Source organism: Shewanella sp. NKUCC06_TVS (genome assembly GCF_019345515.1).
GTDB lineage: Bacteria > Pseudomonadota > Gammaproteobacteria > Enterobacterales > Shewanellaceae > Shewanella > Shewanella oncorhynchi.
In genome coordinates this window covers 140,778-166,502 of sequence record NZ_JAHKQX010000014.1, presented here as the reverse complement: position 1 = coordinate 166,502, position 25,725 = coordinate 140,778, and the positions used below count along the sequence as shown (strand labels likewise).

Genomic DNA, 25,725 nt, shown 5'->3' with positions numbered 1-25,725 from the left:
TGACAATAGCCTTGTGGAACCACCTGATCCCATCCCGAACTCAGAAGTGAAACGCAAACGCGCCGATGGTAGTGTGGGGTCTCCCCATGTGAGAGTAGGTCATCGCCAAGCATCCAAATAAACACAAAAGCCCTAGCCTAAACCGCTAGGGCTTTTGTGTTTATACGCTTCGCGAAAACTTATCTCGATGTCGGTCAATAAATGTTCCTCCAATATAGACACTTCCACCATCCATGGCGGTCGCCCGCCGCTAAGCGGACTCCCCGGCTACGAAGACAAGCTTCTTCGCGTTCAATCATGGCTAAATACTCCGTATTGATAGCGCGATGATTTCACCCCCATGTGAGAGTGGGTCATCGCCAAGCATCTAATTATCGCATTGAGATGTAACCAAGCCAGCTGAATAAGCTGGCTTTTTGCGTCTGCAATTTACATGTTTTAGCGTTTTTGAAACCGTTTCATTGTCTGAAATAACATTAAGCTGTGAAGTGGTAATGGGTTTACTGAACGCTTTTTTAATGAGCTTAAGTTTTACTAAGTTCTAATTTTACGAACTGAATAGAGCCGCCAGTTCATGTATGATACTAAGCTGGCGGTCTGAAATAGATAGCCGAAGCGTTGTTGATGGTTGGAGGACAAATACTCTCTTCAACGCTTGCGTGCTCTATGCATCACTCTTTGTTGATTTTGGCTTTGAAGCTGGCTTTGGTATTGTCGTTAGCTTGTTTGTACCAGTAATCCAGCATTTGACTGATTTCAGCTTGGCTAGGTGTCGTAGTAGGAGTGATTTGCTGAGCTTTGTCATTGACCGCTGTGGCTGACGGTATAACTGCTGGCGCGATCAAGCTCGTGGATGTGGCTGCTGATGTTTGGCGTATTTGCGGCTGGCTTGCCAATATTGGTGTAATCGCGTCGCTTGGTTGTGTTGTCGCGGTATTCATCGTGATATTTAATGAAGCCGGATGATTGCTAAGGTTGTACTGCAGTATCTCGTGTTCGAAATCCCGTCCTAGTTGAATGCCATTCTTAATCAATTTATCACTGGTAAAACCCACTGCTTCATCTTGAGCATTTAATAGTGTCAGCTTAGGTGACTCATCAAATTTCTTTGCATCTCTGGCTGAGTTGATGGCGGGAAGTGTCAGCGTGAGTGTTTGTGCTGACGCATCAAAACGGACGATGAGCACGTCGGAAAGATAATGCACTGAGTCAGCTTGTTGTCGATATTGCGCGGCATAACGAAAGGCAATTTGATTGGTCCCATCGGCTAAAACGAGATCGCCATTCTTTACTGCTGGCTTGCCATTGACCGTTAACACTTCAGCATTTTTAGGTAGTTTGAGATGAACATCGGCCGTTGCTGGCTGCACAGTCCCCAGCACTAATGCCGTGGCACATAAAATTGATTGATATTTCATAAGCTTTCTCTGTTATTATAAGGATGCCGCTAAGCTAAATAGTAAGGCAGATATTTGGCGATACAAAGCAGGTTTAACCTTTAGTGTGGAGCATGATGAACTAAATGGCGACACACTGTTTATAGCGCGCAGATTAGCGTTAATTTAATCGGCAGGGAATAAAAAAGGCTCACGAGGAGCCTTTTGAGCATGATATTTTGGAATTGAACGCTTATTTGGTTAGGTTGATGCTATAAACGGCGAAACCCAGTTCATCCTTGCTTATCTTCTTCATTTCACGTTGTTTATTGGCTTCGATAAAGGCAGCGGCTTTGTCACTGTCTTGGGTTTCGAAGCGAACGTCCAATGCGACATTCGTGGTGATGGTTTTGAAATCCCAGTTGTAATCGGCACTTGGATTGACCATAGCTTCGTACTTACCTGTGGTTTCGTTGTACTGAGATTGCGCTGTGATATAGGCAGCTAGTGCTTCACGGTTAGTATCGGGCAGTTCAAGCACCACATGGTCGCTACCCGTACCAGCAAACTTACCCCCAAAGGCGCGGTAGTTATTTGAGGTGACGATAAATTCTTTCGCGGCAAATTCTTCACCTGTGATGACTTTGCCGTTTTCGTCTTTATAGCTTAAATCAACGATACGGTTTGCGTTGGCATTAACGACGGCGCAATCGCGGTCAAACTTGCTTGGTTGGGTCACATCAATTTTATAGGTTAAGCCATCGAGTACGTCGAAGTTATAGGTTGGATGACCATCCCAGTTGATTAAACCTTGTGGGGTGGTTTTTGCTGGGTCAATTTGATTGAACTGGTTTGCTGAGCACTCGAGCCAATCTTTCAATTCGGCGCCCGTCGCTTTGACTGCCACCATAGTATTGGGATACAGGTACAGATCGGCGGCGTTTTTAAAGGTCAGTGGGCCTTTATCAACTTGCACAAATTGATCGGCATCACTGGTTGTACCGTGGCGACCGCCCGCTTTAAAGGGTGCGGAGGCTGATAGCACTGGCAGACCTTTTAATGCTGCAGGTAATTTCGCTTTCACGTTAGCGATTTGCGCATCGGAAACGATTTGTACCGTAGGGTCGTCCTGCACTAAGGTAAGGAAGCTGTACATGTCGGCTGCGGCAACGCCGATAGGTTCATCCACAAAGGCGAGGGTGCCTTGGTGCTCGGCTGCGACTGCATCTTTAATTGCGGGATCTTGGCTAACTAACTCTTCCTTAGTTGCGCCATTATATATGGGGCGAGCTTGCGTTTTCGCACTAAGGACATGCCATTTGCCATCTCTACGTTCAAGTTTAAAGTCAACAACCCCTAAGTTATCACCCCAACGACCTGGCATCACTGCTGGGACGCCGTTTAGTAGGCCTTTAGTGACGTCGGTATTGGGTAAGTCGGCATACTTAGCATCAGGGAAGATAGAGTGGCTGTGGCCGAATAGAATCGCATTGATACCATCAACATAAGTCAAAGCGTAAGTGGCATTTTCAGCCATAGGATCGCCAGGATTTTCCGTTGAACCAATGCCAGAGTGAGGAATGGCGATAATGATATCGGCCCCTTTGGCTTTCATTTCTGGGACATATTTTTTCGCGGTTTCAATAATATCTTCGACCGTCACTTTACCCGTCAGATTTTGTTTATCCCACAATAGAATTTGCGGTGGCACAAAACCAATATAACCAATGTTAATGGTTTGATTATTGCCTTCACTGTCGATAATGTTTTTTTGTTTGATGATATAAGGGGTGAATAAATGCTCACCTTTTTTAACCTCATTCCAGCAACCATTATCGTCGGCGCAATAAACGTTTGAGTTGATATAAGGGAAATCTGCACCACTAATGGATTTATTTAAGAAATCTAAACCATAGTTAAATTCATGGTTACCGATATTACCGACTTCATAATCTAATAGGTTCATGGCTTTATAGGCTGGATGAATATCACCCATTTGCAGGCCAACTTTAGCCATGTAATCGCCCATTGGGCTGCCTTGTAGTAGATCGCCGTTGTCGACGAGTACGCTGTTTTTGGCTTCGTTGCGTGCAGCGTGGATTAAGCTTGCAGTACGGGCTAGACCGATAGTTGGGTCATTTTTGCCACTGTAGTAGTTGAAATCCATGATATTTGTGTGCAGATCTGTGGTTTCGAGTACCCGTAAATCGGCTTGAACGACTTTGTCGTCATCAGAATTACAGGCGCTGGCACCAAGGGCGGCAGTGATCATCACTGCGAGTATTTTCTTATTTAACATAGTTATCTCTATTTATATTTATTTGACCCCAATGCATGTTCCGTAAAAGAACATGCCCATCATCCCGTTAATTCAGCGTAATTTAACTGTTAGGTTAATTTGCTGCTAAGTTAACGAGCGGGAATTATAAAGACATTTGATGATCTGAATGTGACATTAATCGGAGAAAAGCTGTTTCAAATTGTGACTCAAGGTTTGCTTGCCTAAATAGTGAGCCGTTTAGCCTGTTTATTTGTTACATCAATGTTTAAATAATTACAGTAAACAGTTTATTAAGAAGAATTAATATTTGTTATTGGAATGGCATTTTATTTGCTCAGCCCCTTGTCTATGTCGGGGATATTTGACGTAAAACTTCAGTAGAATTGTTTTAAATAATTCTTTTACATCAAATTTTAGCCAATGTTGATCACTTATGCGCGCATGTCTCTTGGCTTGATTGAGGTGAGTTAGGTTTAGCGTAGCGTTGGCATAGGCTTATTTAGACGGGTAATACACATAAAGTGATACAAATAAGCTGCGCTCTGGGCGGGTAAAACTTGGCTGAAATGCGCGTAACTTGTTAAGGTAGTTCATCGAAATTGACGTACGAAGCTACACAAGTTCGTTAAAACAGACTGTTGTAAACCGAAAGCCAAAATCCATTTGCGCGCACCTTTCACCTTAAAAATACAATCGAAAGGGCAGCAACATCCAAGGGAGTTAATATGCGTAAGTCCGTTATTACCACAGCCGTAGCTGCGGCATTGTTACTTGGCGCTTGTTCAGACAAGCCTGATGTAAGCACCAATGAAGCCAAAAATGCCGTTGCGACTCAATCCGCCGTCAAAGCCGAAACAACTAATGTGCTGCTGAGCAAGAGTCTACTGCAAGATCAAGCGCCGCAATTTAATCTTATTCAGTCCGCAGATTATGCTCCCGCCTTCGAGCAGGGCATTAAAGCTCACGATGCAGAAATCGCTGCGATTGTGAATAACAAACAGGCGGCTAGTTTTGACAATACCATTCTCGCCATGGAAACCTCAGGTGAATTGTTAACGCGCGTATCGCGTACCTTCTTTAATCTCGCAGGTCTGATTTCTGATGATGATTTCCAGAAAACCGAAGCGGATCTTGCACCTAAGCTTTCTGCCCATCGCGATAATATTTATCTCGATCCGACTTTATTTGCCCGTGTTGAAGCCGTATACCAGCAAAAGAGCAGCCTAAATGCGGAAGATCAGCGTTTAGTTGAATACTACTATGAGCAGTTTGTCCGCGCTGGCGCGAAATTGTCGGCCGAAGATAAAGCTAAGATGCGCGACTTTAACGCTGAACTTGCAACCTTAGCGACGGACTTTTCACAAAACAGCTTAAAATCATTTAAAGATGATGTGATTGTTGTGACTGATAAAGCCCTGTTAGCCGGTTTATCCGACAGCGAAATTGCTACTTTAGCCGCAGCGGCCAAAGCTGCGGGAAAAGAAGGCTATTTGATTACTTTAGTCAACACGACACGCCAACCTGTGCTTTCTAGCCTGAGCAACCGTGAACTGCGCCAAAAAGTATGGGAAACCTCAGCGCACAGAGCCGTCGCAATCAATGGTCCATTAATTGTCAAAATGGCGCAAATACGGGCTAAAAAAGCCAATTTACTGGGGTTCGATACTTGGGCATCCTATGCGGTTGCCGATCAAATGGCGAAAACCCCAGCCGCTGTGTATGAAATCCTCGATGATTTAGCGCCAAAAGCTTTAGCTCGCGCCAAAGTGGAAGCGGCTGATATTCAAGCTGAAATCAAAAAGGCGGGCGGTGATTTTGAGCTGCAACCTTGGGATTGGGCTTACTACGCCGACAAAGTGCGTAAAGAGAAATACTCACTTGATGAAAGCAGTATCAAGCCTTATTTCGAGTTTAATACTGTACTGAAAGACGGGCTGTTTTTCGCTATGCATAAATTATATGGCATCAGCTTAAAACCGCGTACTGATTTACCCGTGTGGCATTCCGATGTTTTAGCTTTTGAAGTCTTTGATAAAGATAACAGTTCTATTGGCTTATTCTATCTAGACCCGTATGCCCGTGAAGGCAAAGGCGGCGGCGCGTGGATGGATGAGTTCGTCACCCAAAGCGGTCTGCTCGGCACTAAGCCCGTAGTCTATAACGCGCTTAATATTCCTAAGCCAGCCGATGGCCCAACGCTAATGACCTTCGATGAAGTGACCACTCTGTTCCATGAATTTGGCCATGCAATACACGGTTTATTCTCGCAGGTGAAATACCCAAGCGTGGCTGGCACATCAACAGCACGTGACTTTGTTGAGTTCCCATCACAGGTTAACGAAGATTGGAATATTGACCCTGCTGTGATTGCTAACTATGCCAAACACTACAAAACGGGTGAGCCAATTCCTAAGGCGCTGCTTGATAAAATCTTAGCGGCAAATAAGTTTGGCCAAGGTTTTGATACCGTTGAGTATCTGTCAGCGGCCTTGTTAGATATGGAATGGCACTCTATCAGCGCCGATACTCAAATTAGCGATGTAGAGAAGTTTGAGCACCAAGTGCTAGCTAAACATGGTCTTGATTTTGCGCCAATACCACCCCGTTATAAGTCGAGCTACTTTAGCCATGCCTTCTCCGGTGGTTATTCCGCAGGTTATTACGCGTATTTGTGGACCGAAGTGTTTGCCGCCGATGCCTTTGCCTATATGGGCGAGCAAGGTGGCTTAAAAGCCGATAATGGTGACAAATTCCGTAAGGAAGTCTTATCTAAAGGTAACAGTGAAGATCTCATGCAAGATTATATTCACTTTACGGGTAAAAAACCGACAACAGAGGCACTGTTAAAGCGCCGCGGTTTAGTCGATTAATTGTAAAAAAATAAAGGCTTGTTAGGGAAACCTAACAAGCCTTTTTGAGGGGAGAATATGCAGCTATTATATTTAAACGTGTAATGAGCATTTACAAAAATGTTGTTAATTTTTAAATCACATAATTTGTTAGTCAATATTTTTAATTAAAAGTTTGACATCACTGTTCTTAATGCTTCTATATCGGGTAATCCAATCAATGTTTGGTCCCAAGTAGTGAACATTTGAGTTCGATAGACCAAAATATTGGGTGTTGCCGATTGAGTACGTAGCTGATTAAAATGTTCCGTATGAATAAGGCTTTCTTCAATGATCACTAGCCCAACTTGAAAGTTTTCAACTTGTGCTAAACGAGATGCCTCTGCAAATGAAGCCGTCGTGATTATTCTAAAGTAGCCTAATGAGTTAAGTTGTTTTTCAATACATAGGCGATTCTCATGTTTTTTATCGGCAATAATAATCCGCAATTTTTTTTAGACATATGGAATACTCTGAATGCTAGATTTAAACTTGAGGTATTTCTTTGCCTCTTAGTTTATTGATATGTCATAGTGAATGTTAACGACGTATTTGCACTGCCACCTTTCGCGATATAACCGGTTTGATAGTAAGCAGCTTTAAGGGGAATAGAGTAATTTCCACCTGTTGCAGCATAACCAGAAAAGACATTATCAACACCCAAAGGTAAAGGGTTACTGGAAGCATCGAGTATCTGTACACCAACGCCACTGGCAGTGGAGCTGGATTGTAGCGTAACAACTGATTTTGTTGGATTGATAATGGTTGTCGTTGGATCGAGCCGATATTTTATAGAGTTTATACCACTCGGACAGTTATTAAGATTAATTGCAAAAGCTGTTGGTGTCATTCGAGTATTAATCCCTTGAAATCCGGATGCTGGTTGAACACCCATAGGCACGTTTATATTTGAAACGGTGCATGTTTGCTGTGTTATAACTACTTTTGTTGAATTTCTAAAGAAAGTTACTCTTAAATGCCCAGCGTTATAATATCCTATATCCCCAGCCGGGATTTCAATAACATCCTGTGTAGGGCCAATCTTATATATCTCAAGATAATATGGCATTGAAGTCGGAAAGGATGTCCAAGTGTTATAGTTGTTAAATGAATTGCTATAGTCTTGTAATAAAACATAATTCCAGAAATACTTAAAGCCTAACCCTGTTGTCCCAATAGGGAATATATGCGAGCCATTGGATGGCATACCAATCGCATTCAGTATACCTGCTAGATCATCAGTACACTTAAAGACAGCTGTGTTATTAGGGTAGGCGAGGCTAGATTGATAGACCTTTGTACCGATCGGCGTGTCTCGGGGGATATTGATATTTTCATTAAGTTTGAAAGTAACTATAGCCCCAGTACCCACAGTACATTCTGCAGCCGCATCATTAATCGTCAGAACTGAGATAAATGCACCTAAAAAAAGATGTTTTACATATTTATAGATTGGTTTTTTATTTAAATTCATTTCTAGTCCTTTATTTATAGGTGGCCAATTACTGTTGGTATATTAATTTTTAAAGTGCTCAGTTTCTTACATATTGGATAAAGTTATCGGCAGATATTGGTTTTGCAAAATAATATCCTTGGGCAATATCTGCTCCTAAATTAGTTATTCGCTCAAGGTCAGCTTCAGTTTCTACCCCTTCCGCTATGACACTTAACCCTAAGTCATGGGCTAAGAGGATTGTATTGGCTAATATTTTATGGCTGACAAGGCTCTCTCTTGCTTGATATACGAAACTCCTATCTATTTTTAAAAGATTAAAAGGAGTCAGGGCTAGACGCTGTAATGAAGAGAAACCAGTGCCAAAGTCATCAATAGCACATTTAAATCCATGTAATCTTAATTTGCTAATTGCAGCCGCGAGATCTACTTCGAATCCGGCATAATCCTCTGTGATTTCTATGCCGATATGGGAGGAGTTTATCCCAGATTGCGCTACCCTATGTATTGTATTTTCTGCCCAGCGAACGGAACTTGCGATATCTGCACTGATATTAACGCTGAGGCATAAATCTAAATCTAAACCTGAACCTTGCAAATGTTTCAACATGTTGATGGTGTTATCTAACATTTGCTTCCACAACGCATTGCGCATTATGGTCGAATGCATTCTGGGCAATAGGTATTCAGGGCCAAGTACACCCAGTTTTGGATGATTCCAACGGGCCAATGCCTCTGCTCCATAAAGTTTTCCACTTGTGACGTGGTGCTGAGGCTGAAAATAGGCAACAGTATCAATTAAAATTTCTGCAGATTTTCCCGATAATAAACTATCCCACTGTGCTTTATTCATTAAAGTGTTAATATTTACGGGCTGTCCACATAAGCACTCTGCTTTTTTATGCGAAATTGAAGTGTCATCGTTAACAATGTTTTTATTAACATTTTTGCAATCATATTTTTTATTTATAGCGAATGTCGACGGTTGGTTTTTATCCGTTAGTGTTAGTAATAAGGGCACTTTGGAGCTGGGTTTAGCAGATTGATTAAACAATGTTAACTCCGTTATTTTAGATATTCCCATGCCATAAATCAATATGTGCTAAGGTTGGTCATATAGCGCTATTTGTGCCTGTGTCGTATTCATTGTTGCACATTTATAGGTTCAGGGAATTTAAATATAAACTATCAATTATCTACATGAAATTTATGCGGATAAAAACAATTCTAATAGACGTTTTCTACCCAAACACTCAAAAACAATACCAGAGACTATTTATTAAATAGTTGTTACTAACTATGCTAGTTTGCTGGCACTGTATTGGCAACGCTTCGATTCTTATATAGTGATTAGGAATTATCCTATAAATGGAGGTGGGCTAAATGAATTGGTTGGTTTCACTATTATTTGCATAATAAATAATTAAATTACTTTCTGCTAATAGGATTAATCTTATTGAGAAGTAAGACTTATAGTCTAGGAATAATAGGTGTTTATGCAATATATTCATTGTTGATTTCTATTCATAATGGCTTTCGTCGAATGTATGTCGTAATCAATGCACATCAAATGACAATAATGCAGGCGAATTAGCCTGAGTTACAGCAATTAAATGGAACATTACTATGAAAAATAAAATTTACTCTTTCGCATTAACTGGGATTGTTGCTGCTTCGAGTTTACTTACCAGCACTGTGTTTGCTGCGGATGGCAACATTAATATCACTGGTGAAATTACTGGCACGACTTGCACAGTAAAAGGTAGTGGAGCTAATGGGGATGTGGCTGTGACTTTGGATACAGCAAGTACTCACGCACTTTCAGCGCAAGGCGAAACTGCTGGATTCAAGCCTTTTAATATTACTCTGAGTAGCTGTTCTGCTGCGTCGACAGTAAAAGCAGGCTTTGAAGTCGGTCCAAATACAGACTTAGTGAGTGGTCGTCTAAATTTAACTGGTGCTGGCACTGCCGGTGTTGCAGGAAACGTTCAATTACAATTGCGCAACAGTGATAGTTCACCGATCAAGATTGGTGATAACAGCACGGTAACTTCGGCACCTCTTGACGCTGGTGGCGCAGCAGTGCTGTCCTACCAAGTGGGTTACTACGCAACAAATGCTGCCACACCAGGTACTGCAAATAGCGCTGTGACTTACAGTATCGTATACCAGTAAGTTAGGCTTGTACGAAGGGGAGGTCATCCTCCCCTTTAATCCCCATCTAGAGAACGTGATATGAAACCGTTTTTAGTGCATTACTTGGCAATGAGTGTATTGATCATGGGAGGTGTTATTGCCTCTTCTGCTAATGCCTCGATCGTACTTAGTAATACCCGTGTGGTTTATGAAGAGAGCGAAGGTGAGGCAAATGTTAAGTTAACTAATACAGGCCAGCAACCTTTAGTAGTGCAATCTTGGATTGATGATGGTGACTTAGACACATCTTCGAGTTTAATTAAATTTCCCTTTATTCTTATGCCACCAATTTCACGGATTGACTCTAATAAAGGGCAAACCTTAAGGCTAATATATACAGGGGATACTTTGCCGAAGGAACATGAATCTGTGTTTTATCTCAATGTGCAGGAAATTCCACCTAAAGCGGATACATCTTCCGATAAAAATATTATACAAGTTGCTTTGAGAACTCGAATTAAAGTATTTTTTCGGCCTAATGATATTAAAGGCACTCAAGTTGAAGCGCCTCAACAATTAGTTTGGAATTTGATTAAAGGAGATGCCAGTTGGGTTTTAGAATGCACAAACCCAAGCTCTTATCATGTCTCTATGAGTGAGGTTGCATTATCGACTGGTAGTCATGCTCATATTGTTGGTGATGGAATGGTTGCTCCAGGTGGTAAGTTAAATATACCTGTTAATGCCATATCGAATGAAACAAAAGAAGTTAAATTTAAATCTATCGATGATTATGGTGCAATACGAGAGCATTCATATTCACTTGTCAAGTAACTAATTAAATTGGTTTAACAATATACAAGGAAGTAGTGCTGTCACTATTGTAAATAAGTGATGCATACCCTTTTATTTCGAATCGGATTCACATGATGACTAAATCACCCTCACGTAATAGTCGCAACAATGCGAGCGAACGATGCTGTCTTATTCCTTATTCAGTTCTAGTTACTTTATATTTAGTTGTTGCTCAGGGAGTACATGCTGAAGAAGAGTTCGATGCCTCTTTTCTTCAAGGAGGAACAGATTCTGCTGATCTTAGCCGATTTTCTAAAGGTAATAGCATATTACCTGGGCGTTACTTGAGCGATATTTATCTTAATGAAGTTGCAGTGGGGCGCGAGGAAGTTTTGTTCAAGGTTAGTCCTGGAATGCAAAATGCTGAGCCATGTTTGAGTATTGAATTGCTTGACCGTTTTGGCATTGACACACTCCAACTACAAGATGTTGATATCAAAGATAAGCATGCTTGTGTTGACCTTCAAACGAATATTCCCTCAGCATCAGTACTTTTTGATCCTAGTGAACTTCGTTTAGATCTGAGCATACCTCAGTTAAGCTTAAGGCGAAATGTGCGGGGATATGTTGATCCATCAGAATGGGATCGTGGTGTAACGGCTGGCATGCTTAATTATGGCTACACCAGCTATTACAGTTCCGCACAACAATTTGGTACTCAACACTTTTTAAGCCTAGACGGTGGAGTGAATTTAGGGGACTGGCGTTTAAGATCGAAATCGTCATTAGATTGGAATGATGATAACCGTAACTGGGAGAATCGAGCACTTTATGCTCAGCGTGATATTGAGCCTTTTAGCTCACAGTTAACATTAGGTGATTCTTCTACCAGTGGAAATATATTTGATACCTTCTCATTACGTGGGATTCAGTTAGCAAGCGATGAACGTATGTTGCCAGATTCACAAACAGGCTATGCGCCGGTAGTGCGTGGCGTTGCTAATAGCAATGCTAAAGTGACTATTCGTCAAGCCGGATACACTATATATGAATCCACTGTGGCACCAGGTCCATTTGAAATTGACGATCTATATCCTTCAGGTTATGGCGGCGATCTTGAAGTCATAGTGACAGAGGCTAACGGCCAGAGCCGAACTTTTTCAGTTCCATATTCAGCAGTTGTGCGCATGTTACGCCCTGGTGCTCATAGATATAGTGCGGCAATTGGACAATATCGTAGTGGCTTTTATAGTAATAATGATAAACCTATTGTAGGTCAACTGACCTATGAGCACGGCTTGAGTAATTTGTTTACTGCCTACACTGGTGTATTAGCTGCCGACGGTTACTTTTCACCCTTAGTGGGGGTAGCCATGAATACAGGTATTGGTGCGTTCGGTTTAGATATTGCCCATGCCTCTACAGAAGTGCCTACACATGAGAAAATAGCAGACAATAAAACGTCTAGCGGTCAAAGTGTGCGCTTGTCTTTTAGTAAATCGTTGCCAAAAATGGGAAGTTCAGTTTCTGTTGCTGCATATCGTTATTCCACCAACGGTTATTACAATCTACAAGATGCAATGGCAGTTGCGAATGATGGACACCAAGTAGAAAATAATCCGTTTGATTTTGATGACACTATAAATGGGTTATTTTATAGCTCGTTTGATCAAGGTTATTGGATGATGCCAAAACGTCAGCGTAGTAGCATCCAAGTTACGTTGAATCAATCATTGGGCAGTATAGGATCTCTGTATTTCACTGGCGGAACGCAGGATTATTGGGATAACTCTCATTCTACGACTCAGTTTCAAGTTGGTTTCTCCAGTAGCACTCGGTATTTTAACTATTCTATTGCAGCAATGCGCACATCGGATGAATATGGTTCTGATTCTGATCAAATTTACGCTACGCTATCTATCCCATTAGGCGCGAGTGTCAGTGCAACATCGAACGTTAATTTCTCGAATGAGAATAATAGTATTCGTACTGCAATCAATGGTACCTCTGGAAAAAACAATCAATATAACTGGGGATCAAGTATTTCCAAAGAAGAGCGTAATCATAATCCTTCTATAGACTTTTACGGAAACTTGCATGGATCTCACGGTACTCTTAATGGATCTGTGGGTTACAGTTCTGGTTATCATCAAGTCTCTTTGGGTGCAAGAGGTGCTGTGGTTGCTCATGCTGGTGGTGTTACCTTTGGACAACAAGTGAGCGATACTTTCGGCATAATTGAAGCACCTGATGCTGTTGGTGCCTCTCTTTCCTCATACCCAAGTGTAGCGATAGATGACGACGGTTATGCCATTATGCCGTACTTAGATCCCTATCGTCGTAATCAAATAGATATAGATCCACACAATATGTCGACCGAAATTGAGCTGAAATCAACTAGTGAACAAGTCACTCCAAGTGCAGGCGCGGTGGTGATTGCAAAATTTGAGACTGCTAATAAAGGAAGAGTTGTCCTCATCGATTTGGAGTTTAGTGAAGGCATAAGTGTTCCCTTTGGTAGTGAAGTTATTGCCGATAATGGCAATATTGTGGGCATCGTTGGACAAGGTGGTCGTGTACTAGCACGCGGTTTAGATAACAGCGGCACCTTGATGATTAAGTGGGGCGAATCATCAGCCCAACAATGCAAAATTAACTATGCTATTGAATTACATAATAAAGAGGATAAGCCTACTAAGTTTGAGCGCCTAAACACTCCTTGTTTACAGGTTAAGTAAATGAGTTTGAGTAGGAAAAATAGTGATATATTTGGGGATTGAGTCAGAGTAACCTTTTATAGGTTACTCTGATAAAACCCTAGTTATAGAAGGTAGTTATTAATATTAAAAATCATATGCAATTAATTGCGTGGGTAATTATAAAGAATGAATAAAAATTTTTTTACAACTAGTTATAGTGTCATGACTAGTGATATTTTAAAATATGAATTTAAGCGCATAATTTATGTGGGTATTATAATCTATAAAATGTAAAATTTTGATTTAAGTCACATGAGTTGCTATTGCTATCAAGAGAAATTATGAAATATAATACCTTATGAAATTAAGTGTTTCATAATTAAGCTCCTTCTGTTAATTCCTTTTTCATTCCACATCTCTAAGTTTATAGTAAAATATTATAGCCTCTGTTTTTTGAACAATAATTTAACATGTTTGATGTGTAACGGTTAGATGTTTTACTATTTATTATCAATTAACGTATTTGGAGTTTATACATGCCCTTTAGTCACGGATACTTGTCTAAAGTTAATATTATAGTGGCTGACGATCACCCTGTTGTTGTGATGGGAATTGGTAAAATTATAAATGATTTTAAAAATTTTAATTTAGTTAGGACCGTGACTTCCATTCGAGCACTTTTTGAATCAATCGCTAATGATCCTTGCGATATTTTGATTTGTGATTATTCCTTTGAAAATGATGATGAGCCAGATGGTTTACTATTACTTAGGCGTATTCATAGATTATATCCAAATATAAAAATTATCTTGCTAACTGCACATGATGATTTAGTTATTATGCAACAAGCGATGCAGATTGGCGTTTGTGGTTTTTTAAGTAAATCGAGTGATGATATTTCTATTTTACCGACAGTGATTACTCGTGTACTACAGGGCGAAAAATATATTGACCCCATAACATCAAAAGCGTTAGTGAAACACATGATGTCAAATCATCTCTCAAACCCAACTTTATCTATTTCGCAACTGACGGCGAGGGAACTTGAAGTTGTTCGAATGTTTGTGCGTGGTATGTCAGTTACTGATATTGCCCAACATACGGATCGTAGTATTAAAACGATAAGCACTCAGAAGAAAAAAGCGATGCAAAAATTAGGTGCAAGTAATGATATAGAATTGGTGAATATATTTAACAAACTATTCTGAACACCTTCTCAGTGGTCCGCCTAAATGAAATATTCTCAATTAAATCTACGAAATTTATTATGCAAATATTTGAAATGCACTCCGCTCTCTGATCCTGACTTACCCGGACGTTATTCCCGTTGGTTATTATTTAGTGGTGGATTAGCTATCAGTTTTATTGTGCTTACTATATCAGTTGTAGAAATCACAATATTATCTGAACGTTTTTTAGACGAACGTGTACATTTGTTTCAAATTCAGCGAGGTATTATCAAGGAAAATCTTGATAGAACCCAGGCTCGTTTGAAACAAAGGGTTGAATTTTATGAGATGTTGTGGCGCTTACGTGATGGGGAAAGTTTACCCGTGTTGCGTTATCGTCAAGAGTTACTAGAAAAAAATGGTGTCATAGTTACCGATACTGATGTAACCGCTACCCCTGCGATGATCTTATCTTCATATAGTCATAGCGTAACTGATCATGAACTGGCTGATTTTTTAGGCTTAATGCGTGAGGTCTCGCCAACACCCTTGTTACGTCAGCGAGAAAATGGGCATTACCTTGGCGGTTATATATATTCATCTGATCATCGATTACTTGCATTATGGCCACCATTGACATTAACTAAATTGAATAATATGAAGGAAGTTGGCATTAATAAATTTATCAATGATGCTGTAACTAGGGTCGATGCTGTGATAGCAACCACCAATGTGAATAAATTATATGATGAGAGAATGTTTTGGGTACCCTTTTATAAATCGCCTATTACTGATGAATTAACTACAAATTATGCCGCCCCAGTTTATTGTGATGGTAAGCTTATCGCTGTTATTGTCGTAAACGTTCCTATCAGTAAATTCTCTATGCTCTTTCAGAGTGCGACTCATGAGACAGGTTTTTTTGTTGTCTCCAGTGATCGTAAGCATATATTCGGTGTAGACAATTACAGCTCAAGTGAGAGTCTATGGGCGAAATATATCTTGGAATATCCTGCATTATTACAAAATACGGCTTTGCGCCGAGATATAACTTATCGTGATGGCATGTTTTTCGTTTCACAATTGATCCAAGGACCAAACTGGATTGCAGTCTATGTATTTGACTGGTTTACAATTTTTAATGCACTAAAAAGTAAGCTAATCACATTAAGTATACTGACATTTTTAGTGCTGGGGATCCTGTGGGGCTTTATTCTTTTGCTCGACCGTTTAATACTTGCGCCACTACGAATACAGTCGCGTCTTGTATATGAAAGTGATGCATTCAATCATGCCGTGCTGAATACTGCACCAGTAGGTTTGAGCATTTATGATCCTTTTAGCAATAAAGTGGTTATGCAAAACGAAGCTGCCGAATGCTTACTTTTACCCTCAGAATGTGTGAATTTCTATAGAGAAATATTAGTTAAAGCACAGTTGAATCGCCATAAAAATCAATCCGAAGTGCAGTTAAACGTCCATGAGGTACAGATAACAGAAGCATCAGTGCTAAGTGCATGTGGCGAGCAACGGGAAATATCTGTGGCTTATTCTCATATTCGTTACCAACAACGCGAAGTCATCTTGTTTAGCTTGACCGATATTAGTGCTCAGAAGACCACGGTCCGTTTGTTAGAACAAGCGCGTGAGATGGCTGACCAAGCTAATCAGGCCAAGTCGATGTTCATCGCTATGATGAGCCATGAAATTCGTACACCTTTGCACGGTGCATTGGGTAATTTGGAGTTATTAGCATTAGAGCCCTTAACGCTAGAACAAAAGGCGCGAGTTTCGACAATTAACCGTGCATTTGATGCGTTATTGGCTTTGATCAACGATATCTTGGACTTGTCGAAGATAGAAGCTCAGGAATTACAATTACATCCAGAGCCATTTCAACTTATTGAGCTGGTTGAACGCTGTGCACAGACTTTTGCACCTGTGATTCTGGACAAGAATTTGCGCTTTTTCTGCCTAATTGATCCTGAACTTACAGGCACTTGGAGTGGAGATGGGCACAGATTATCTCAGGTACTGATGAACCTAGTGAGTAATGCTCGAAAATTTACTGAGGAGGGGTCTATTACTATCAGGGCTATTCCTGGTGAAGTTAGGGATGATATCCGCTGGGTGCGCATTTCTGTTAGCGATACCGGAATTGGTATCTCGCACGCACATATCAACAAAGTATTTGAACCTTTCGTACAAGCAGACAGATCTATTAACAGTCGTTTTGGTGGCACAGGGTTAGGGTTGACTTTATGTCGACGGATCATGACGTTAATGGGGGGCAATATTACAGTTGATAGTGAGGAGGGGGAGGGGTCTATATTTACGATCAATGTGCCTTTACGTCATAACCTTTCATACGAAAATCGTTCCCAAGTTGCAGATAAATATCGTTTTAGCACAGTCGTAATTGTATGCGATTCACCACTTTGGCAGTTTAATCTGATAGAGCAATTTAAACGCTGGGTCCCTGATGTCGAAATCATTGAAGCAAGCTTGTTAAAGCCTTTGCCCGCACCAAGGACAAACGCTGTAATTGTCTTTGCAACTTCAGGGACGGCACTATCAGAGCCATGGCAAGATATCTTATATACGTATCTTGATACTGTGATCCTATCCAGCGACGGCCCTCTATACCCTGAACGTCGAAACCAAGATCTATGTGTAACCTCATTCTCGACATCAATGTTCAAACTTATTTTGGCTGCATGTGGTAAGCATGATGAAGTTCTTGAACCCTTAACTGTTCGCCAACAAAGATCAGAAATTCATCATTATGCCAAGGTATTAATTGCTGAAGATGATCCGCTTAACCGAACCTTACTTGAGCATCAACTTGCCGCACTTGGTTATCATTACGTTGATAGCGTAGGGGATGGGCAACAGGCTTTAGAATACTGCTCGACCAAGCCTTATGACATTATAGTGACTGATCTTGGCATGCCGCAGATGGATGGATTTGAATTTCTTAAAGCAATACGAGCTAAAGGAATTAATACACCCGTGATTGTCAGTACGGCAGATATTAATGGTATTACTCAAATTAAAGCTGCAGGTATTGCTGAGGTGTTACATAAGCCCATTACCATCGAGAGATTGAATAGAGCTCTTGAACACGTTCTTGGAAAGGTGATGTCGGATAGTCAAGAAATAAGTATAAAATCATTATCGACAGTGACACTTATTGATATGCAAGCGCTGTTTGTTGCTGGCTGGAACAGTGACGAACAAGGCTTGCTTGATGCATTGGATGCGAATGACGGTAAGCGCTTTCTTGGTTATTTGCATCGGCTAAAAGGTGCATTACTGGCATTGGACGAAAAATCTTTAGTTGCAAGTATTGATATTCTGAGACGGCATATTGAGTCCCAAGGCTTAGCGCAAAACGTAGTACATATAGATGTATTTATGGAAAAGCTAAGATCACTAGTTATTTTGTACAGTAAAAATAAGGCGTTACCTGAGTTCTGATCGAGTGACAAATGAGTTACTACGGGTAATAGCATAAAACAACGGGAGCTTAGGCTCCCGTTGTTGATCTTACCTTTAGCAAACCGTTATTTTTGATGCTATTCAGCCAGTAATCCGCGGCTACGCAGTAGCGGCTCTATACCGGCTTCTTTACCGCGGAAGTTTTTATACATCAGCATAGGATCATCGCTGCCGCCTTTCGAAAGGATATTGTTACGGAAGGAATCCGCAGTGGCCTTGTCGAAAATGCCGTTTTCTTTAAAGGCTTCGAAAGCATCCGCACCTAAAATATCTGACCACAGGTAGCTGTAGTAGCCTGCTGAATAACCGCCTGCGAAAATATGCGAGAAGTAAGTGCTGCGATAGCGTGGGCTAATTTCTTCAATCAGTCCCATTGCCGCTAACGAGTCCGCCTCAAACTTGGCCGCATCCTTTGGCGTAGTGTCGGTCAGTGTGTGCCAATCTAAATCGAGTTTAGTGGCCGCCATGTATTCAACGGTAGAAAAACCTTGGTTGAACTTGCTGGCTGCTTGGATTTTCTTCACCAGTTCTTGCGGGATCACTTCGCCGGTTTTGTAGTGCTTGGCAAATTGGGCTAACACTTCTGGCTGAGTCATCCAGTTTTCATTCACTTGCGATGGGAACTCAACATAATCGCGAGGTACGGCGGTGCCGCCCTGTGAGCGATATTCGACGTTCGATAATATGCCGTGTAGTGCGTGGCCAAATTCGTGGAATAGTGTGCTGGCTTCATCGAAAGTCAGCAACGCTGGCTCATTACCCGCTGGGCGAGGGTAGTTTAATACGTTGACAATAATAGGTTTAGAATCAACGCCATTCATATTGTATTGCTTGCGGAAGGAGTTCATCCAAGCGCCGCCACGTTTGCTGTCACGGGTGAAATAGTCACCCATAAAGATGGCCATCAGTTTGCCGTCTTTATCGTAAACTTCCCAAGTACGAACTTCTGCATTGTATTTGGGCAAGTCGGTGCGTTCTTTAAAGGTCAAACCGTACAAACGGTTAGCCGTGTAGAACACGCCTTTTAATGTACTGTCGAGGGAGAAATAAGGGCGCGTTTGTTGCTCATTAAAGCTGTACTTAGCAACACGGATCTTGTCTGCGTAGTAATCCCAGTCCCACGCTTGCAGCTTAAAATTGCCACCTTGCTCGTCAATCATGGCTTGCATATCAGCCACTTCGTTTTTGGCTTGGGCCAATGCCGCTGGCCATACTTTATTGAGTAAACCGTAGACGTTTTCTGGTGTTTTAGCTGTGCGTTCTTCTAACACGAAATCCGCATGGGTTTTATAGCCCATCAGTTGAGCACGTTCAGCACGCAGGGCAGCAATCTTAGCGAGGATAATCTTGTTATCGTTGGCGTTATTGTTGTTACCGCGCTCGATATAGCCTTTGTAGAGTTTTTCACGTAACTGGCGATTATCGGCATAGGTCAAAAAAGGCGTAATAGAAGGGCGAGACGTGGTAAATACCCACTTGCCTTCATGGCCACGTTTTTTGGCAGTTTCAAAGGCAGTTGCAATCACATCTGCGGGTAAACCTGCGAGTTCGGCTTTGCTATCAACCACTAATTCGAAGGCATTGGTTTCGGCTAATAGATTGTCACCAAAGGCTAAATTGAGTTTGCCGATCTCTTCGTTCAGCGCGCGCAGTTTGGTTTTATCTGGCTCGCTTAAGTTCGCGCCGCCACGGGTGAAAGATTTATAGGTATCTTCCAGTAATTTGGCTTGGGCTGTGCTGAGCTTCAGGTTGTCTTTTGCGTCGTGGACGGCTTTAACTTTTTGAAACAGTTTGTCATTAAGCAAAATATCGTCTTCGGCGGACGATAACATAGGCGACACTTCTTTCGAGAGTGCTTGCAATGCTTCATTCGTATCCGCGCCCGTCAGGTTAAAGAAGACGTTAGAAACGCGCGTCACTAGATCGCCAGAAAACTCCATGGCTTCAATCGTATTGGCGAAGGTGGGTTTGGCTTTATTATCAACAATTGCTTGAATTTGTTCGTGTTGTTGAGCAATTCCCGCTTTAAATGCGGGGAGGAAATGCTCAGGCTTAATTTTATCGAAGGCCGGAATTTCCATAAAAGTATCATAGGGTTTAAAGAATGGATTAGTCGCATTCTGGCTGATAATTTGTGCTGACACTGCATTTGGCGCCGCACTTGCTTGAACACTGGCATCGGGTTGTTGTGTGCTACAGGCACTCAAAGTTAAGGCTAAAGCGATGGCACTTAGCGTGAGTGCTTGCGGTTTGAGGGTTAGTCCCTTCATTATTTGTTCCCCGTTAGGTCGATATTGTTATGGATGTTTGCATGATGATGGCCTTGGATTTCAAGAAAAAATTGAAGTCTACGTGCGGCTAAAACCATTAAATTAAGCTTAATGTGACTGTTTAACATGTATCGGACTAGGGGTTCCATCGATTTTGTGTTTAGTTTGTAACAAATGTTTTGTTTCAGGCTTTTAAGCAAAAAATGATGGCAAACTGGGCGAGGATATTATCGCGTCTCAGGCACGTTTTCTTGGCTTAGTCGACCCTAAACCCATTGCAATTGGCGGCTCAACGAACAGTAAATTATTCCCCAATGCTTTAAGTTTTGCCCAAGCGATGCTGGGTGTGGAATACACAGGCCATACTGAAAAAGAGTTCATCGCCCATAAGCAATTTATGCTTAACCTAAAAATGTATACCGCAGCATTTATCGAGCTATCGGCGGTGAAATAGTGCTCTTTGTTAAAGTTATTTTGGGATGACACAAAAGTGTAGGGAGCAATAAAGCCGTTCTGAATATAAAAGGTTCATACGGAAACGGCGGTTAAATCTTAGATTTTCGCCATTTCAACTTGCGATATATTTCTTTTAAATAACAATCCCTAAAGGCTCTATGAAACATTTCTGTTCTTTAATGTTACTGCAGTAATTATGTAAATCTTAGCTACGTTATTAATATTTAATCCGACATAAGTCGCTGATGTCTAAATAAATAAGTATTCGAATAACAACTCCAGAAACTTCTTGTTTTAAGTTCTAAAAGTAATTAATGGAAAAATAAAAGTTCCTAAGTCTTTTTAACACATTATTCAATGTTATTAGATTTTTTAATGAATGTGACCAGTTGGTTAATGTGTTTATTTAAATCTAGCTTGGTTAATTCAGCTGGGTAGTAGTTGGTGTAGTAGTTTGCCACTTTAACCTTACTAGCTGTAGGGAAGGTTTTTTCTTTATTTTTGGAAGTGGTTTTATGTATGAACTCAAGAAGGTTGTCCCACTTTCCCTTTGCACGTAGCCCAATCGCTGATTTAGGATGAACGGCTATAACAGCTTTCTCTACCTTATCCTCATCTAAATAGTTTTCGACTTCACGGCCTTCTGTTACCCAAGCAAATCCGGGGCCTTTGTTGAATTCATCTTGTAGGCGCTTCTTTGTATTATTGATTCGACTTTTAGGTGTTGCTTTATCGCTGTCTATCATGATCACACTGTTACGATTTAATTTTCGAAGTGAGATAAGCTCTTTTTCATGCTCTTCCAGTTCATCTGTGTCATAGCCACTGATATGACTAGCTAGGCGACCACCGTAAAACATTATAGAGTAGTGTATTCCTTCAATTAGGGTTTCATCCTTAGCTTTAAGCCAATAGTTTAAGTAGGTTCTGTCGGATGGACCTTCAACCCAAATGATGCAGTTGGCTTGGAGAATATCCGACCCTTTGTAACCAAGACTTGCGCATAGTTCAGAACGCTCACGTGTATTAAATACAGTTGTGGCTTTTGATACGCCATCTTCCATCGACACATGGAAAATTTGTGCCTCTGTAGCATCAAGAAGGTGTGCAGAATGTGTTGTAATAAAATACTGATTGCTGGTATCAGTATTCAGATAACTAATGAGTTTACGCTGAAGGATTGGGTGTAAATGAAGCTCTGGTTCCTCTATACATACCACAGTATTTTCAAGAAGTGTTGCGGCGGCAGCTAAGATAACTACCTCATGAATACCAGTACCTAAAGACTCCAATGGGAGAGTTTTGCCATCCATATGAGCGATGATCATTGAGCGATCATGAGGTATTTCTAAAGTAGCGCTTTCATTCTCTAACACACCGCGTAAAAACGCATTTATCTTCTCAAACTTTTTTTTATCTTCTTGGTTTGAACCAATTGCTGGGCGTTCGAGTTTTTGGAGACGCTCAATAATACCAGAGCCACTAAAGTCTGATTGCTTTGACAGCTGTGAGTCTGAAGATCCAATCTGACGAATTGCAGGTATAAATACAGGGCTAATATTTACCCTAGGCTTCGTCATTGAAATGGCATTTAAAACATCTGTAATATTATCCTTATCAGTTGAGTAGTAACCATTATTTAGAGAAATGTTAAGTTCCTTCCAACTGAATCCACTTGGTACTTCTAGGTTAAGGGCACATTGTTTATCCAGTGGTTCGTGGATTTGACTACTGCGATAGTCAAAATTAAACCAAGTAAGAACATCTTCACCTTGTCCTATATGTTCAAAAAGTGGTGTACTAAAAAGCCACTCAAATTGTACTTCCTGCCCTTGGTAATCTGTTCGCTTTACAAGACTGTTACTTAGTGCTTTTATACTTTTCTTTGACGCAGCAATTGAAAACTTGAAGTTGCCAGAGCCTACTTGAGGAATATCAAGTTGATCGAACTTTGTCTCGTGTTTTGTAAACAAGGTTTGGTGTTCACAGATAAGCCTCATTACATTCGATTTACCTGCGTTGTTAGTACCAATTAGAAAGTTAATTTTTTGAAGTGGGGCAATGACAGCTTTTTCGTTACTACCGAAGCTGCGATAGCCAGAGAATGCAAAACCTGAAAGTATCACTTACTAAATTCCTATAATTCATAAGGTTATTACTTTGATGATACTATAAAACCAACTAAATACCATTTCATTAATAATTAGGTGAGTATAAGAAACAACTTTCCAAAGACACTCATAACTAAACTTGAAAATAGTGACCATCTAACCATTCAAAGTAAATAATTTATATGGTGATCGTTCCTGTTAGATCTGTCTTTAGAAGCAACAGGTTACGCGAATGCTCGAAAGGTGAGCCATGGTGATTAGCGAGACGACCGTCCGCCCCATGGACGGACTTGAACAACATCCTTGTTTAACTGCCAGTTCGCCCTCCATGGCTCTCGTTCATAAGCTCAGAAACCTTAGGTTTCTATTCACCGTGTCGATGAGTAATGCCATGGCAAGCCTATATGAGTGGATACCAGCCAACGCAAGTGTCCCAACGATAGAAATAACTGGCCACCCAGTACAATTCACCTACATGTTTTGTCTTGAAGTGAGTTGCGTTTAGTATGATATTTCATGATTCAGTTGCAGCGTCACTAAAGTAAAAAACAATGCAAATTAGCACAATAACTTTTCCACACAATAAAAAGCCCTGCTTATACAGTGATGTATAGCAGGGCTTTTTGATTGCAAGTTTGTATTCGTTGAGTGAAAGCACAAGCTTTACTCAGGGTTTATGACCTAGTTCGAATAGGTCATAAATCCTTTTATCTCATCCACCTATTTCTCTCACTCATCTCTTTACACTCATCTCTTTCACTAAAATCGGCATCATGGAGATGCTAGTAGCCGATGGCTTCGCTACCTGAGTGGCGTGGATCAGACGCACCAAAAATTCCTTGTTCGGTCACCATGATTGATTGTGTGCTGCCCATAGCGGATTGTACTTTCACCTTGTGTCCTTTGGCTTCGAGCAGGGAAATGGTATCGCGATTAAAGCTGGACTCGACTCGCAATTCATCGGGTTGCCATTGATGGTGAACCCGCGCCGCATTACTGGCTTCCGCGATGTTTAATCCATGATCGATCACATTCATGATGATCTGCAGTGTGGTGGTGATAATGCGCGAACCACCTGGACTGCCAGTGACGAGGAAGGGTTTGCCATCCTTCATTACTATTGTTGGGCTCATTGAGCTGAGTGGGCGTTTATTGCCCTCGACCGCATTGGCATCACCGCCTACTAAACCGTAGCCGTTTGGCACGCCGGGTTTGGCAGAGAAATCATCCATCTCGTTATTGAGCAAAATCCCTGTTCCCTTAGCCACTAAACCTGAGCCGTAGCTGAAGTTTAAGGTGTAAGTGTTTGAAACCGCATTGCCCCATTTGTCTACTACCGAGAAGTGAGTGGTTTGGTCGCTCTCATAGGGGGCGAGCTTGCCGGGCTTGATTTCAGCGCTCGGTGTTGCCTTATTCACCGCAATTTGGCTGGCGATTTTTTGGGCGTAGTCCTTACTGGTTAATGCTCTGACGGGTACCTTATAAAAGTCGGGATCGCCTAAGTATTCGCTGCGATCGGCATAGGCGTACTTCATGGTTTCTGCCATTAGATGAATCGTCTGCGCGGTATTGTGGCCGAGTTTATCAATCGGGAATTGTTGCAACACATTAAGCATTTCGATTATGTGCACGCCGCCCGATGATGGCGGTGGCATAGATACAACCTCGTAGCCACGGTATTCGCCGCGCACGGGTTCGCGTTCTACAACCTTATAATTTTTAAGGTCGTCTAAGGTCATAATGCCGCCAGCGTCTTTCACCGCATTGATGAGCTTAGTGGCGGTTTCACCTTCGTAGAATCCTTTGGTGCCTTTTTCTGCGATAAGACTTAACGAATGGGCAAGTTCAGGTTGTTTAAGAATATCATCCACTTGATAGTCACTGCCGTCGGCTTTGTAGAAGATAGCGGCCGTGGTTGGCCATTGGGCCATGCGGCGTTTTAGGCCGGCAAGGGATTGGGCAAGATCTGGCGTCACGCTAATGCCTTCCTGCGCCATTTTAATCGCGGGCGCGGCGACTTGGGCGAGAGTCATAGTGCCATATTTCTCAAGGGCTAAGCTCATGCCCATCACTGTACCTGGCACACCCACGGCAAGACCGTGTTCACGGCTCAGTTTTTCAACTGCGTCGCCATTTTCGTCGAGGAAAATGTTTTTCTTGGCTTTAGACGGTGCCATTTCACGGTAATCGATAGCGATGGTTTTGTTTTCTTTGGCAATATGCACCAGCATAAAACCGCCGCCACCGATATTGCCAGCACGGGGTAAGGTGACAGCCAAACTGAAGGCGACAGCCACGGCGGCGTCAACCGCATTACCGCCTTGCTTTAGGATCTCAACGCCGGTGCGACTGGCGAGAGCTTCTTGGCTTGCGACCATGCCATGTTTAGCCCACACAGGTTGTGCGGTGGCCATCTGGCTGAAAATTGGTGATTCATCGGCAAGCAGACCGGGAGATGATAGTAAGGGAAGCGCCATCGCAATGGCGAGAATAAGAGGTCTAAAAGGTCTTGTTGGACGCATACTCAATCCTGAATTTATTTTAATTATGGCTATGCAATGTGCCGAGAATTAGGCTTAATTGCAACCTC

At 41.6% G+C, this 25,725-nt stretch carries 14 protein-coding genes, 1 rRNA gene and 1 pseudogene; 8 read left to right on the top strand and 8 right to left on the bottom strand.

The window, feature by feature from the left end; genetic code table 11:
* Positions 1 to 111 (top strand): 5S ribosomal RNA (gene rrf, locus KO531_RS16170); the annotation flags it as partial.
* A 560-nt stretch (positions 112 to 671) separates the two neighbouring features.
* Here rrf and KO531_RS16165 read toward each other — a convergent pair.
* On the bottom strand, positions 672 to 1,418 hold the full coding sequence (locus KO531_RS16165; RefSeq protein ID WP_212601899.1) for a DUF2057 domain-containing protein: 747 nt from the start codon (positions 1,416 to 1,418) through the stop codon (positions 672 to 674).
* A gap of 211 nt (positions 1,419 to 1,629) precedes the next feature.
* On the bottom strand, positions 1,630 to 3,675 hold the full coding sequence (locus tag KO531_RS16160) for a bifunctional 2',3'-cyclic-nucleotide 2'-phosphodiesterase/3'-nucleotidase (RefSeq protein WP_219251681.1): 2,046 nt from the start codon (positions 3,673 to 3,675) through the stop codon (positions 1,630 to 1,632).
* A gap of 707 nt (positions 3,676 to 4,382) precedes the next feature.
* Here KO531_RS16160 and KO531_RS16155 point away from each other — a divergent pair.
* Positions 4,383 to 6,527: a M3 family metallopeptidase gene (locus KO531_RS16155; RefSeq protein ID WP_219251680.1), complete on the top strand. Its 2,145-nt coding sequence runs from the start codon at positions 4,383 to 4,385 to the stop codon at positions 6,525 to 6,527.
* Between the two features lie 146 nt (positions 6,528 to 6,673).
* Here the strand turns inward: KO531_RS16155 and KO531_RS16150 are convergent, their stop codons facing one another.
* From KO531_RS16150 to KO531_RS16140, 3 genes are all read right to left on the bottom strand, one after another.
* Positions 6,674 to 6,994: a hypothetical protein gene (locus tag KO531_RS16150; RefSeq protein ID WP_219251679.1), complete on the bottom strand. Its 321-nt coding sequence runs from the start codon at positions 6,992 to 6,994 to the stop codon at positions 6,674 to 6,676.
* Positions 6,995 to 7,062: 68 nt separating this feature from the next.
* Positions 7,063 to 8,019: a fimbrial protein gene (locus KO531_RS16145; RefSeq protein WP_219251678.1), complete on the bottom strand. Its 957-nt coding sequence runs from the start codon at positions 8,017 to 8,019 to the stop codon at positions 7,063 to 7,065.
* Positions 8,020 to 8,077: 58 nt separating this feature from the next.
* Complete coding sequence (locus KO531_RS16140; RefSeq protein WP_219251677.1) at positions 8,078 to 9,052, bottom strand: EAL domain-containing protein; 975 nt, start codon at positions 9,050 to 9,052, stop codon at positions 8,078 to 8,080.
* A 572-nt stretch (positions 9,053 to 9,624) separates the two neighbouring features.
* Here KO531_RS16140 and KO531_RS16135 point away from each other — a divergent pair.
* The 5 genes from KO531_RS16135 (at position 9,625) to KO531_RS16115 (ending at position 18,277) form a co-directional block, all read left to right on the top strand.
* Positions 9,625 to 10,173: a fimbrial protein gene (locus KO531_RS16135; protein WP_219251676.1), complete on the top strand. Its 549-nt coding sequence runs from the start codon at positions 9,625 to 9,627 to the stop codon at positions 10,171 to 10,173.
* Positions 10,174 to 10,233: 60 nt separating this feature from the next.
* Positions 10,234 to 10,968 carry a fimbria/pilus periplasmic chaperone gene (locus tag KO531_RS16130; protein ID WP_219251675.1) on the top strand — a complete coding sequence of 245 codons (735 nt, stop codon included), beginning with the start codon at positions 10,234 to 10,236 and terminating at the stop codon, positions 10,966 to 10,968.
* Positions 10,969 to 11,060: 92 nt separating this feature from the next.
* Positions 11,061 to 13,667 (top strand): fimbria/pilus outer membrane usher protein, encoded by a 2,607-nt coding sequence (locus KO531_RS16125; protein ID WP_219251674.1) that lies wholly within the window; start codon positions 11,061 to 11,063, stop codon positions 13,665 to 13,667.
* A 497-nt stretch (positions 13,668 to 14,164) separates the two neighbouring features.
* Positions 14,165 to 14,836 (top strand): response regulator transcription factor, encoded by a 672-nt coding sequence (locus KO531_RS16120; protein WP_219251673.1) that lies wholly within the window; start codon positions 14,165 to 14,167, stop codon positions 14,834 to 14,836.
* Positions 14,837 to 14,860: 24 nt separating this feature from the next.
* Positions 14,861 to 18,277 carry a hybrid sensor histidine kinase/response regulator gene (locus KO531_RS16115; protein ID WP_219251672.1) on the top strand — a complete coding sequence of 1,139 codons (3,417 nt, stop codon included), beginning with the start codon at positions 14,861 to 14,863 and terminating at the stop codon, positions 18,275 to 18,277.
* A 98-nt stretch (positions 18,278 to 18,375) separates the two neighbouring features.
* Here the strand turns inward: KO531_RS16115 and KO531_RS16110 are convergent, their stop codons facing one another.
* The gene (locus KO531_RS16110) at positions 18,376 to 20,568 is read right to left on the bottom strand and encodes a M3 family metallopeptidase (protein WP_219251671.1); all 2,193 of its coding nucleotides are present in this window, start codon (positions 20,566 to 20,568) and stop codon (positions 18,376 to 18,378) included.
* A gap of 253 nt (positions 20,569 to 20,821) precedes the next feature.
* Between KO531_RS16110 and KO531_RS22460 the strand changes: the two are divergent.
* Positions 20,822 to 21,022, top strand: a pseudogene (locus tag KO531_RS22460) (hypothetical protein); the annotation flags it as partial.
* A gap of 352 nt (positions 21,023 to 21,374) precedes the next feature.
* Here the strand turns inward: KO531_RS22460 and KO531_RS16105 are convergent.
* Positions 21,375 to 23,150 carry an ATP-binding protein gene (locus KO531_RS16105; RefSeq protein WP_219251670.1) on the bottom strand — a complete coding sequence of 592 codons (1,776 nt, stop codon included), beginning with the start codon at positions 23,148 to 23,150 and terminating at the stop codon, positions 21,375 to 21,377.
* Positions 23,151 to 23,917: 767 nt separating this feature from the next.
* Positions 23,918 to 25,657 carry a gamma-glutamyltransferase gene (gene ggt / locus KO531_RS16100; RefSeq protein WP_219251669.1) on the bottom strand — a complete coding sequence of 580 codons (1,740 nt, stop codon included), beginning with the start codon at positions 25,655 to 25,657 and terminating at the stop codon, positions 23,918 to 23,920.
* Positions 25,658 to 25,725: the final 68 nt, after the last annotated feature.

Bases quoted from the DNA above. Each gene is read 5' to 3' on its own strand.
- KO531_RS16165 (WP_212601899.1), bottom strand. From the start codon at position 1,418: ATGAAATATCAATCAATTTTATGTGCCACGGCATTAGTGCTGGGGACT.
- KO531_RS16160 (WP_219251681.1), bottom strand. From the start codon at position 3,675: ATGTTAAATAAGAAAATACTCGCAGTGATGATCACTGCCGCCCTTGGT.
- KO531_RS16155 (WP_219251680.1), top strand. From the start codon at position 4,383: ATGCGTAAGTCCGTTATTACCACAGCCGTAGCTGCGGCATTGTTACTT.
- KO531_RS16145 (WP_219251678.1), bottom strand. From the start codon at position 8,019: ATGAATTTAAATAAAAAACCAATCTATAAATATGTAAAACATCTTTTT.
- KO531_RS16135 (WP_219251676.1), top strand. From the start codon at position 9,625: ATGAAAAATAAAATTTACTCTTTCGCATTAACTGGGATTGTTGCTGCT.
- KO531_RS16130 (WP_219251675.1), top strand. From the start codon at position 10,234: ATGAAACCGTTTTTAGTGCATTACTTGGCAATGAGTGTATTGATCATG.
- KO531_RS16125 (WP_219251674.1), top strand. From the start codon at position 11,061: ATGATGACTAAATCACCCTCACGTAATAGTCGCAACAATGCGAGCGAA.
- KO531_RS16120 (WP_219251673.1), top strand. From the start codon at position 14,165: ATGCCCTTTAGTCACGGATACTTGTCTAAAGTTAATATTATAGTGGCT.
- KO531_RS16115 (WP_219251672.1), top strand. From the start codon at position 14,861: ATGAAATATTCTCAATTAAATCTACGAAATTTATTATGCAAATATTTG.
- KO531_RS16110 (WP_219251671.1), bottom strand. From the start codon at position 20,568: ATGAAGGGACTAACCCTCAAACCGCAAGCACTCACGCTAAGTGCCATC.
- ggt (WP_219251669.1), bottom strand. From the start codon at position 25,657: ATGCGTCCAACAAGACCTTTTAGACCTCTTATTCTCGCCATTGCGATG.